The organism is Streptomyces sp. R28 (assembly GCF_041052385.1).
Lineage (GTDB): Bacteria > Actinomycetota > Actinomycetes > Streptomycetales > Streptomycetaceae > Streptomyces.
On sequence record NZ_CP163439.1, the window covers coordinates 9,395,117 to 9,406,895 of the forward strand.

General features: G+C 70.1%; 9 protein-coding genes. 7 read left to right on the top strand and 2 right to left on the bottom strand.

Annotated features, from left to right (window positions below):
- Positions 1–8 precede the first annotated feature (8 nt).
- Genes AB5J49_RS41220 through AB5J49_RS41230 form a run of 3 tightly spaced genes read left to right on the top strand, consistent with a single transcriptional unit; the run spans position 9 to position 2,927 of the window.
- Positions 9–1,475 carry an amino acid permease gene (locus AB5J49_RS41220; protein WP_369173991.1) on the top strand — a complete coding sequence of 489 codons (1,467 nt, stop codon included), beginning with the start codon at positions 9–11 and terminating at the stop codon, positions 1,473–1,475.
- Positions 1,476–1,524: 49 nt separating this feature from the next.
- The gene (locus AB5J49_RS41225) at positions 1,525–2,013 is read left to right on the top strand and encodes a macro domain-containing protein (RefSeq protein ID WP_369173992.1); all 489 of its coding nucleotides are present in this window, start codon (positions 1,525–1,527) and stop codon (positions 2,011–2,013) included.
- Positions 2,010–2,927 carry a PfkB family carbohydrate kinase gene (locus AB5J49_RS41230; protein ID WP_369173993.1) on the top strand — a complete coding sequence of 306 codons (918 nt, stop codon included), beginning with the start codon at positions 2,010–2,012 and terminating at the stop codon, positions 2,925–2,927. Before AB5J49_RS41225 ends, AB5J49_RS41230 begins: the two co-directional genes overlap by 4 nt.
- 55 nt (positions 2,928–2,982) lie before the next feature.
- Here the strand turns inward: AB5J49_RS41230 and AB5J49_RS41235 are convergent, their stop codons facing one another.
- Positions 2,983–4,494, bottom strand: coding sequence for a M1 family metallopeptidase (locus tag AB5J49_RS41235; RefSeq protein ID WP_369173994.1), 1,512 nt, complete (start codon positions 4,492–4,494; stop codon positions 2,983–2,985).
- Positions 4,495–4,702: 208 nt separating this feature from the next.
- Between AB5J49_RS41235 and AB5J49_RS41240 the strand changes: the two genes are divergently transcribed.
- The 3 genes from AB5J49_RS41240 to AB5J49_RS41250 all read left to right on the top strand — a co-directional run bounded on the left by AB5J49_RS41240 (position 4,703) and on the right by AB5J49_RS41250 (position 9,718).
- On the top strand, positions 4,703–6,658 hold the full coding sequence (locus AB5J49_RS41240; RefSeq protein WP_369173995.1) for a Xaa-Pro dipeptidyl-peptidase: 1,956 nt from the start codon (positions 4,703–4,705) through the stop codon (positions 6,656–6,658).
- Positions 6,655–7,926, top strand: coding sequence for a M14 family metallocarboxypeptidase (locus AB5J49_RS41245; RefSeq protein ID WP_369173996.1), 1,272 nt, complete (start codon positions 6,655–6,657; stop codon positions 7,924–7,926). The genes AB5J49_RS41240 and AB5J49_RS41245 overlap by 4 nt, the downstream gene beginning before the upstream one ends.
- 88 nt (positions 7,927–8,014) lie before the next feature.
- Positions 8,015–9,718 (top strand): BCCT family transporter, encoded by a 1,704-nt coding sequence (locus AB5J49_RS41250; RefSeq protein WP_369173997.1) that lies wholly within the window; start codon positions 8,015–8,017, stop codon positions 9,716–9,718.
- A gap of 11 nt (positions 9,719–9,729) precedes the next feature.
- Here AB5J49_RS41250 and AB5J49_RS41255 read toward each other — a convergent pair whose 3' ends face one another.
- Positions 9,730–10,680, bottom strand: a complete 951-nt coding sequence (locus AB5J49_RS41255; protein ID WP_369173998.1) for an FAD-dependent oxidoreductase — start codon at positions 10,678–10,680, stop codon at positions 9,730–9,732.
- A 66-nt stretch (positions 10,681–10,746) separates the two neighbouring features.
- On the opposite strand from AB5J49_RS41255, the gene AB5J49_RS41260 reads away from it, so the two are divergent.
- A complete protein-coding gene (locus AB5J49_RS41260; RefSeq protein ID WP_369173999.1) occupies positions 10,747–11,772 on the top strand; it encodes an oxidoreductase in 1,026 nt (341 codons plus the stop codon).
- Positions 11,773–11,779: the final 7 nt, after the last annotated feature.

The window sequence follows — 11,779 nt, forward strand, 5'->3', positions numbered from 1 at the left end:
GTACCCCCGTGAGCAAGGACGCCGTGAACACGGCAGTGGCCGCACCCCGTACCGACGCGGCCTCGGTGCCCGCGGACGCGGGCGACGCCGGTTACAGCAAGGACCTCAAGGCCCGCCACGTCAACATGATCGCCATCGGCGGGGCCATCGGCACCGGCCTCTTCCTCGGCGCCGGCGGACGCCTCCACAACGCGGGCCCGGCGCTGGCGATCGCCTACCTGGTCTGCGGCATCTTCGCCTTCTTCGTCGTCCGTGCCCTCGGCGAGCTGGTGCTCTACCGCCCCTCGTCCGGATCCTTCGTGTCGTACGCGCGCGAGTTCCTCGGCGAGAAGGGCGCGTACGTCGCCGGCTGGATGTACTTCCTGAACTGGTCGACGACCGGTATCGCCGACATCACCGCGATCGCGCTGTACACGCACTACTGGAGCATGTTCACCGACATCCCCCAGTGGGTGCTGGCCCTGGCGGCCCTCGCGGTGGTCCTGGCGGTGAACCTGATCTCGGTGAAGATCTTCGGCGAGATGGAGTTCTGGTTCGCGATCATCAAGGTCGCCACGCTCGTCGGCTTCATGCTCATCGGCATCTTCCTGCTCGCCACCCAGCACGAGGTCGGCGGCCAGACCCCGGGCCTGGATGTGATCACCGACCACGGCGGCGTCTTCCCGCACGGCCTGATGCCCGTCGTCCTCGTCATGCAGGGCGTGATCTTCGCGTACGCCGCGCTGGAGCTGGTCGGCGTCGCGGCGGGCGAGACCGCCGAGCCGGAGAAGGTCGTCCCGCGCGCGGTGAACTCGATCATGTGGCGCGTCGGCCTCTTCTACGTCGGCTCGGTCGTCCTCCTCGCCCTCCTCCTCCCCGGCTCGCTCTACTCGGCCGACGAGAGCCCCTTCGTCACGGTCCTGTCGAAGATCGGCGTCGAGGGCGCGGGCGACGTGATGAACCTGGTGGTCCTGACGGCGGCGATGTCGTCGCTGAACTCCGGTCTGTACTCCACGGGCCGCATCCTCCGCTCGATGGCGATGGCGGGCTCGGCCCCGAAGTTCACCGCCCGCATGAACCGCAGCCAGGTCCCCTACGGCGGGATCCTGCTCACCTGCGCGGTGTGCGTGCTCGGCGTCGGCCTGAACTACCTCATGCCCAGCCAGGCCTTCGAGATCGTGCTGAACGTCGCCTCCCTCGGCATCATCTCGACCTGGGTGATCATCATGATCTGCCACCTGCTCTTCGTCCGCCGCGCCAAGGAGGGCCTGCTCACCCGACCGAGCTTCCGTCTCCCCGGCAGCCCGGTCACGGAGATCGTGACGATCGCCTTCCTCCTCTCCGTACTCGCCCTGATGTGGAACGACCCGGAGGTCGGCCGCAAGACCCTGCTCCTCATCCCGGTCATCGCGGCGATGCTGGTCGCCGGCTGGTACGCGATCCGACGCCGGGTCGCGCGAGCGGAGGACCGGGAGCTGACCGGCCTCACGAAGTAACACGGAGTAATCCGAGGCCGTTGTCAGTGGCGGCCTCTACGGTGGCGTCATGTCGGAGATCACTTACATCCGGGGTGACGCCACCGTTCCGTCGGCGAAGGGCGTCAAGGTGATCGCCCATGTCTGCAACGACATCGGGGGCTGGGGGAAGGGCTTCGTCCTGGCCATATCGCGCCGCTGGCCGGAGCCCGAGAAGTCCTACCGCGCATGGCACCGCGAGCGCGCCTCGAACGACTTCGCCCTGGGCGCGGTCCAGTTCGTCCAGGTGGAGCCGTATGTCTGGGTTGCCAACATGGTCGGCCAGCGCGGCATCCGGACCGGCAGCAAGGGGGTGCCCGTGCGCTACGAGGCGATCGACCTGGCGCTGGAACGGCTGGCCGACAAGGTGGCCGAACTCGGCGCGTCCGTGCACATGCCGCGAATAGGGTGCGGGTTGGCCGGTGGCAAGTGGTCCCGCGTCGAACCGCTGATCACCGAGCGGTTGGTGCGACGGGGGATAGCCGTCACGGTCTACAACCAGGGGGAGGGCGCAAGTTGAGCCGCGACATCGACGTGCTCGTGCTGGGCGGTGCCGGGGTGGACACGATCGTGTACGTCCCCGAGCTGCCGCTCCCGTACGCCGACAGCTACATGATCGACAGCGGGATCCGTACCCGCGCCGGTCAGACCGGGGATTTCGTCGCCATCGGACTCAGCGGCCTCGGCCTGCGCACCCACCACCTCGACTTCCTCGGCGAGGACCCCGAGGGCGACCTCGTCCGAGCCCTGCACCGCGAGCACGGCATCGCCCTGACCGCGGTCCCGCAGCCCGCCGGCACCAAGCGCGCGGTCAACCTGGTCGGGCCGGACGGACGGCGCCTGTCCCTGTACGACACCAGCAGGGCACACGCGGACGACCGGTTCCCCGAGGACACACTGCGGACCCTCGCGGGGGCCGGCCGGCACGCGCATGTGTCGATCACCCACCCCTGCACCCATGCCCTCCCCGCCCTCCGCGAGGCCGGCGTCTCGCTCTCCACCGACCTCCACAACTGGGACGGCGAGAACCCGTACCACGAGCCTTTCGCGTACGCGGCCGACGTGGTGTTCCTCTCCGCGGCCGCCCTGACCGACCCGGAGCGGACCATGCGCCGCATCGCCGAGCGGGGGAGAGCCGAGGTGGTCGTCGCCACCGCCGGAGCGGAGGGCGCGTACCTACTGACCGAGGGCGTGCTCACGCACGTTCCCACGGTGGCCCCGCCGGCGCCGGTGGTGGACTCCAACGGCGCCGGCGACGCCTTCGCGGCCGCCTTCCTCTACGGCAGGCTGTCCGGCGAGCCACCGCACCGATGCGCTCTGTACGGCGCGGTGGCCGGCGCCCACGCCTGCACCGTGCCATCGACGCAGACGGACGCGATCGGACGGGACGAACTCCTCGCGCGCGCGGCCTCGTTCGAGGCCCTGAGGCCCTGAGGCCCTGAGGCCCTGAGGCCCTGAGGCCCCGAAGGCCCCAAGGCCCCCTAGGACGTCAGTGCTCGCCCTCGTGCCCGTGGTCGTGCACGCCGTTCGTAGCCGCGATCTTCTTCCAGGACTTCGGCTGCACCGGGTCCTTGGCCGACCTGGCGATGGACGCACTGCGCGCCGCCGGAGCGGCCGGCTTCGACGGCTGGAACAGCCACGTGTCGAAGAGCGCCGCCAGCGGCTTGCCGGACACCTCCTCGGCGTACCGCTGGAAGTCGGCCACCGACGCGTTGCCGTAGGCGTACTTCTGCGTCCAGCCCTTGAGAATGGCGAAGAAGGCGTCGTCCCCGATCTCGTTGCGCAGCGCCTGCAGCGTCAGGGCACCCCGGTCGTAGACCGCGATGTGGAACTGGTTCTCCGGCCCGGGGTCACCGGGCCGCACCTGCCAGAAGGCATCGCCGGCCGCACGCGAGGCGTACACGTAGTCGGCGATCTCCTGCGCCGTCCCCTCACCCTCGTGCTCCGACCACAGCCACTGCGCGTACCGGGCGAAGCCCTCGTTGATCCAGATGTCCTTCCAGTCCTTGACGGACACCAGGTCGCCGTACCACTGATGGGCGAGCTCATGGACGACGACGGAGGTGTTCGACCCGTTCGCGAAGTTCGCCGGGCTGTAGAACGGCCGCGTCTGCGTCTCCAGGGCGTACCCCGTGTCGGTGTTCGGCACATACCCGCCGAGCGCGTTGTAGGGGTACGGCCCGAAGTACTCGCTCAGCCAGTCGGCGATCTCCCCGGTCCGCTCGATGCTCGCCCGCGCCGCGCCGTAGTGGTCGCCCAGGTCCTTGCTGTAGGCGTTGATGACCGGAATACCGCTCTCGCTGGTCCCCGTGGTCACGTCGAACTTGCCGACCGCGAGCGTGGCGAGATAGGTCGCCTGGGGCTTGTTCGAGCGCCAGTTGTAGCGGGTCCAGCCCAGCCGTGAACTCGTCGACTGCAGCGTGCCGTTGGAGATGGCCTGCGTGCCGTCCGGGACCAGCACCGAGACGTCGTACGTCGCCTTGTCGAGCGGGTGGTCGTTGCTCGGGAACCACCACCAGGCGGCCTCGGGCTCGTTCGCCCCGACACCGCCGTCCGGGGTGCGGTGCCAACTGGTGAAGCCGTACGCCTTCTTCGACGACGGCACACCGCGGTAGCGCACGACGACCGTGACAGCCGTGCCCTTGGCCAGCGGGCTCTTCGGCGTGATCTCCAGCTCGTGCTCGCCCGACGTCCCGAACGACGCTTTCGCGCCGTTGACCCGGACCTCGTCGACGTCCAGCAGGAAGTCCAGATTGAAGCGGGACAGATCCTGCGTGGTCTTGGCCAGCAGGGTCGCCGTACCCTCCAACTCGTCCGTGGCCGGCTGGTACTTCAGCCGGAGGTCGTAGTGGGAGACGTCGTATCCGCCGTTGCCGTAGGCCGGGTAGTAGGGGTCGCCGATGCCCGGAGCGCCGGGGGAGTTACTCGCGGCCGATGCCGGGATCGCCAGCATCAAAGAGGCGGTTGCGAGCGCGCCCGGCGCCATGATTCTGCGGTGCACGAAAGCTCCAAGTCGTAGGGGCCCGAAGTCTGTCCGGAGCCTATTCACCACCTGTGTCCCCTGTGTGTCCATGACCACTGCTGTCACACGATCGCCATTCGGCCGACATGAGCCGACCCGACCCAAGGGCGTTTATCGGCCACTGAGGACCTCATGGGTCATCAGCCCACCTCTTCTGCACGGGAGTTGACCGATGTACCGTCCGCGCATGCCGATACGCATGCGCTTCACGATCTGGCGACCGCTCGCGACGGTGGCCACGGCTGCCCTCATGGCCACGTTCCTGACACCCGCGACGGCGCACGCCGCCCCGCCGGAGAGCAGACCCGTCTACTCGTACGAGAACGCCATCCGCGAGGCCGTATGGGTGGACACCGGACTCGACCACGACCGCGACGGCAAGGGCGACCGCGTCGCCGTCGACATCGTCCGGCCCCGGGAAGCGGACCGGCAGGGCCGCAAGATACCCGTCATCATGGACGCCAGCCCGTACTACTCCTGCTGCGGGCGCGGCAACGAGAGCCAGAAAAAGACGTACGACGCCAACGGCAACATCGTCCGGATGCCGCTGTTCTACGACAACTACTTCGTGCCCCGCGGCTACGCCTTCGTCGGCGTCGACCTCGCCGGCACCAACCGCTCCGACGGCTGCGTGGACGTCGGCGGCCGCTCCGACGTCCTCTCCGCGAAGGCCGTCGTCGACTGGCTGAACGGCCGCGCCAAGGCGTACACGACCCGCACCGGCACCGCCAAGGCCAAGGCGACGTGGACCAACGGCCGCACCGGCATGATCGGCAAGAGCTGGGACGGCACCATAGCCAACGGCGTCGCCGCCACCGGCGTCCAGGGCCTGAAGACCATCGTCCCGATCAGCGCCATCTCCTCCTGGTACGACTACTACTTCCAGCAGGGCGCCCCGCTGTACGACTCCGGCCCCGACGCGCTGTCCGACTACGTCGACAGCCCCGACGCCCGCGCCAAGTGCGCCGCCGTCCAGCAGCAGCTCGTCGACGGGGCCCCGCGCACCGGTGACTGGACGCCCCTGTGGACCGAGCGCGACTACGTGAAGGACGCCCGCAAGGTCCGGGCCAGCGTCTTCCTGATCCACGGCATGCAGGACCTCAACGTCCGTATGAAGCATCTCGGTCAGTGGTGGGACGCCCTGGCGAAGAACGGCGTCGAGCGCAAGATCTGGCTCTCCCAGACCGGCCACGTCGACCCCTTCGACTTCCGCCGCGCGCAGTGGGTGGAGACCCTGCACCGCTGGTTCGACCACGAACTCCTCGGCTACGACAACGGCATCGACCGTGAGCCGACGGCCGACATCGAGCGCCACCCCGACCAGTGGGTCACCTCCAAGCTCTGGCCGCCGCGCGGCACCGACACCACCACCCTGCGCCCCGCCCAGGGCACCCAGGCCGGCGTCGGCGCCCTCGGCCTGCGCAAGGGCAACGGCACCGAGACCTTCACCGACGACCCGCAGCACGGCGAGACCGACTGGGCCGCGCACATCGACCAGCCCACCCCCGACAAGGCGGGGTTCGTGACCAAGCCGCTCACCCGCGACCTGCGCCTGTCCGGCTCCTCCGAGGTCACCGTCACCGCGACCCCGAGCACCGCGACGGCCCACCTCTCCGCCGCCCTGGTCGACCTCGGCCCCGACACCATCCGCGACTACGCGACGAGCGGCGAGGGCATCACCACGCTCACCGACCGCACCTGCTGGGGCGTGAGCACCACCGGCGACAGCGCCTGCTTCAAGGAGACCAAGGCCAAGACCGCCGACGTCGACTACACGGTCGTCAGCCGCGGCTGGGCCGACCTGGGGAACTACGCCTCCGACCTGAAGGGCGTACCGCTGACGCCGGGCAAGCCTTACACCATCGCCCTCGACCTGGCGGCCACCGACCACGTGGTCCCGGCGGGTCACCGCCTCGCCCTGATCATCGCCGGCACGGACAAGGACCTGATCGACCCTCCGTCGACGACCCCGACCCTCACGCTCGACCTCTCCCGTACGAAGGCCCGTCTCCCGCTGGTCGGCGGCGCCTCCGCGTTCGCCCGTGCCACGGCGGGCGCCGTGTCCGCAGCCGTCGAGGCCGCGCCTCTCGACGGCGTGAGCGCACCCCGCACCACTCACCGCATCCCGAAGGGAGGCCAGTGATCGGTATCCGAGCCGTCAGCCTCGCCGCGGCCGCCCTCGCCGCATCCCTCGTCGCCGTACCCGCGCACGCCGCCGAGACCCCGCCCCGCACCGGCTTCGAGCAGTCGAACGGCGCCGACTGGACCGGGCAGTCCGAGGAGCAGGACTTCCTCGCGGCCGTGGACAAGGCGAGCGACGAGGTCTCCGTCGCCCGCATCGGTACGACGAAACAGGACCGCCCGCTCCAACTCGTCCGCATCGGCACCAGCCCCACCCCGAACAAGGTGCTGCTCATCTGCAGCCAGCACGGCGACGAACCCTCCGGCCGCGAGGCCTGCCTGTCCACCGTGCGCGACCTGGCGTACGCGAAGGACCGGCAGACCCGGCGCTTCCTGGAGCGCACCACCCTGCTGGTCGTGCCCACCGCCAACCCCGACGGCCGGGCCGCCGACACCCGCGGCAACAGCGACGGCGTGGACATCAACCGCGACCACATCGCGCTCCGGACCGCCGAGGGCCGTGCCATGGCCGCGCTCATCCGCGACCAGCGCCCCGACGTCGTCTACGACCTGCACGAGTACGGCGCCACACCCAAGTACTACGACAAGGACCTGTTCGACCTGTGGCCCCGCAACCTCAACACGGACACGCACGTCCACGACGAGGCACAGGCCCTGTCCCAGTCGTACGTTCGCCCCGCCGCCACGGGCGCCGGCTACTCGACCGGCACGTACGGCATCTGGACCGACCCGGTCACCGGCGATCCGATCCGGCAGGTCGCCGGTGACGGCCAGGAACGCATCCTGCGGAACATGTCCGGCGTCAAGCACGCGGTGGGCCTGCTCATCGAAAGCCGCAGCGACCCGCTCACCGATGCGGAGAAGGCCGACGAGGCGCTGAACAACCGGCGCCGGGTGAGCTCCCAACTCACCGCGCTGGACGGCCTGTTCGAGTTCACCGACGCCCGTCGCGACCGGATCGAGGCGGCGACCGGAACTGCCCGGCTCGCCGGCTACGCCGACACCGGACCCGTCTACCTCGGCGGCGCCGACAACGATCCGCCCGAACCCGCCGAGGTGATCCAGGACCCGCCCTGCGGATACCGGCTCACCACCGACCAGTACACGCAGGTCAAGGACGAACTGGCCCTGCACGGAGTGAGGTCGGGGGCGACCTCCACGGGCGCCCTGGTCCCGCTCCGCCAGTCCCTGCGCGCCCTCGTCCCGCTGCTCCTCGACGAGCGCGCCCCGTACCACCTCACCGCCGGTCAGCCCGACACCGACTGCTGAAACGGCTGAGATCGACGGGATCTGTGGTAGGTCCTGGGAGACGACGTGGAACCGGCGTATCCACCGTTCACCGGGGAAGGTGCCGCAGATGACTGAGGATCTGAAGAGAAGGGGTGGCCGGGAAGGCCATCCGGATGTTTCCGGCCGCCCCAGCACGGACCGAGTGGTGTTCGGCGTCACCGCCGCCATCACCGTGGCCTTCGTGATCTGGGGCTGGGCGGCCACGGACTCGCTGGAGAGCGTCTCCACGAAGATGCTCGACGGCCTGATCCACAACGGCGGCTGGGCCTTCATGCTCCCCGCCTCATGCTTCGTGGTCTTCGCGCTGTGGCTCGCGATCAGCCGCTACGGCCGCATCCACCTCGGCGCCGAGGGCGAGGAACCCGAGTTCAAGACCGTGTCCTGGGTCGCGATGATGTTCAGCGCCGGCATGGGCATCGGCCTGATGTTCTACGGCGTCAGCGAGCCGCTCTCGCACTACACCACCCCGCCCCCGGGCACGGACCCCGCCACCTCCGGCGAACGCATGGAGACGGCGATGGCCACCACCCTCTTCCACTGGACACTGCACCCGTGGGCGATCTACGCGGTGGTCGGCCTGGGCATCGCCTCCAGCACCTTCCGCAAGCGCCGGCGCCAGACCATCAGCGCGGTCTTCACCCCGCTGATCGGGGAGAAGCACGCGAACGGCACCGCGGGCCGGGTGATCGACATCCTCGCGATCATCGCCACCGTCTTCGGCTCCGCGGCCTCCCTGGGCCTGGGCGCGCTCCAGATCGGCTCCGGTTTCCAGGAACTGGAGTGGATGGACGACGTCAGCACCGGCCTGCTCGTCACCATCATCGCCGTGCTGACCCTGGCCTTCGTGCTCTCGGCCGTCTCCGGCATCGAGCGGGGCATCCAGTGGCTGTCCAACACCAACATGGTGCTGGCCGTGATCCTCGTGGTCTTCGTGTTCATCGCGGGCCCCACGATCATCGTGCTCGACCTGCTGCCCACCTCGATCTTCGCCTATCTCGGCGACCTGCCCCAGCTCGCGGGCCGGACCGAGGCCAGCGGCGGCAAGGGCGTCGCGGACTGGCTCGGCAGCTGGACCGTCTTCTACTGGGCCTGGTGGATCTCCTGGCCGCCCTTCGTCGGCATGTTCATCGCCCGCATCAGCCGCGGCCGCACCATCCGGCAGTTCGTCGGCGGCGTCATCCTCGTGCCCAGCACCGTCAGCCTCGTCTGGTTCGCGATCTTCGGCGGTACGGCGATGAAGCTGAAGGAGAGCGGCGCGCTCGGCGGCGAGGACACCCCCGAGGGGCAACTCTTCGGCGTCCTGCAGGAGTTCCCCATCGCGACCGTCACCAGCCTGCTCGTGATGATCCTGGTCGGCATCTTCTTCGTCTCGGGAGCCGACGCCGCCTCCATCGTGATGGGCACGCTCTCCCAGAAGGGCGCCCTCGAACCCGGCCGCTTCGTCGTCGTGTTCTGGGGCGTGGTGACCGGAGCCGTCGCCGCCATCATGCTGCTCGTCGGCAGCGGCCAGGGCGACGCGCTCACCGGCCTGCAGAACCTCACGATCCTGGCCGCCGCGCCCTTCGTCCTGGTGATGATCGGCATGTGCGTCGCCCTCATGCGCGATCTGCGGCGCGACCCGGTCATCGTGCGCGGCGAGATGGGCTCCGAGGCCGTCGAGCTGGCCGTGATCGAGGGCCACAAGAGGTACGACGGCGACTTCGAGATCAAGGTCGGTCCGGGCCCCGGCACCGAAGCGGAGGGCGACCCGCTGGGTCACGACCACGGCTGAAGGGTGCGCACTCAGGAGGAGGCGAGCCCGGCAGCCTCCTCCGCGCACCCCCACGCCACGGTCACACCCGCCCCGCCATGCCCGTAGTTGTGCACCAACACCCGCCCGCCCGGCAGTGCCGCACGTTTCAGCCGTACGGCGTCCCGCCCCGGCCGCAGCCCCACCCGGTGCGCCAGCACCCGCGCCCCCGCGATCTCCGGCCGCAGCGCCGCACACCGCCGTACGATCGCCTCGGCCACCCCCGGATCCGGCTCCGGTGACCAGTCGTCCTCGACCGCGGTGCCGCCCAGGAGCAGCCGCCCGGGCTGCGGGAAGTAGTACGCCATCTCCCCGTCGGCGTCGGTCGAGGTCAGCCAGGTGCGGATGCCGGGGTTCTCCACGACGACCAGCTGCCCTCGCACGGGACGCACGGACGCGTCCGGCACCAGCTCGCGGGCGCCGAGACCCGTGCAGTTGACCACGACCGGCGCCTCGACCTCCCCGAAGCCGGCCACCGACCGCGTCTCGATCGCACCGCCCGCCTTCAGGAACCGGTCCCGCAGCCACGGCAGATAGGTCGCCATGTCGATCACCGGCAGTCGCGCCCACAGCCCCGGACCGGTGTACTCCTCGGCCGTCGTCGCGCGCAGCCCGGGCAGCCGGGCCGTGGCCCACGCGTCCGCCTCGTCCAGGCTTTCCCCGCCCAGTACCCCTTCGACCATGCGTACGCCGGCCGGCTCGCTCCGTGCCGCCAGCTCCTCGTACACCTCCAGGGAGCGCAAGGCCCACGCCCGCGCGAGCGCGAGCGGTTCGATCCGGTACGGCCACCAAAGCGCCCCCGCAACCGCCGAGGTGGTCCCCTCGACGGGGTCCCGCGTCCAGACACGCACGCGTGCGCCTCGTTCGGCCAGTACGAGGGCCGTGGTCAGCCCGATGACACCGCCGCCGACCACCACGACATCGTCCATCTGTCCGCTCCCCATGTCGGGACGTTAGCGGAATATGTCATGCCGCGCTCATATCGGTCCCATCGTGGGGATACTCACAACATGTCTGCCGAGTACGCGACCTTCGGCCTGGCACCGGCGATGCGTGCCGGTGGAGTCCTCGCCAACGGTGACTACCAGGTGCACCGGGATTTCGTGGACTTCATCGTCGACGGGCGCCCGCTGCTGTTCCAGCTCTCCGACCTCGACGCCGTCTCCCCGCTCGCCTCCGACGTCCCGCCCGCCATCTTCACCGCCCAGGTCCGCAGCCTGCTGCTGGAGGCGGAGGCCCCGCTTCCAGGCGGCCGGTACGTCATCTACGGCTGCCCGGACTGCGAGGACCTCGCCTGTGGTGCCGTCACCGCGCTCATCGACCAGGACGGTGACGACTACATCTGGCGGGACTTCGCCTGGCAGACCGACGAACACGCCGACCTGGAGCTCAACGGCTACCACGGCATCGGGCCCTTCCGCTTCCGCGGCGCCGAGTACCGCACGGCGCTCGGCTCCCTGCTCGCCGGCGACTCCGAGGCGCCGCGCCGCCGGGTGCTCCTCATCGGCGCCCGCGTCGCCCTCCTGGCCAAGCTCGCCGCCGCCCTGCGCACCATCGGCATCGGCGCCGACATCACCCATGACGTGGGCGGCGTACCCGCCGACGAACTGCGCGCCTACGGCGCCGTCGCCTTCGGACGGTCGATCGGACAGCAGCAGCGTGCCGCCGTGCGCCGCGCGTTCGCGGACGCCGGAATCGACGTGGCCTATGTCGACGGCCTCGCGCCGATCGTGCCGTTGCTGGTCGCGCAGATCGAACACGCCCTGGACCGCAGCCCTGCCGCACAGCGCCGTCTGACCCGCCTGGTGGCCGCCGACGGCGAGGCGGGCGTCGAGGTCACCTCACCCTGCCGGGTCCGCCTCACCGCGTACCGCCTCGACCGTCTGTACCGCACCCACACCCACGAGGTCTTCGACGGCATCCTGGAACCGGGCCGCCATCGCATCGCGCTCGACGCGAAGGCAGTGAAGGGGGAGTCGTTCGTGGTGGCGCGGACGTCGGGGGGTGTGCTGGTGGAGGCCGTAGCGCTCCGCTGAGTGCCGG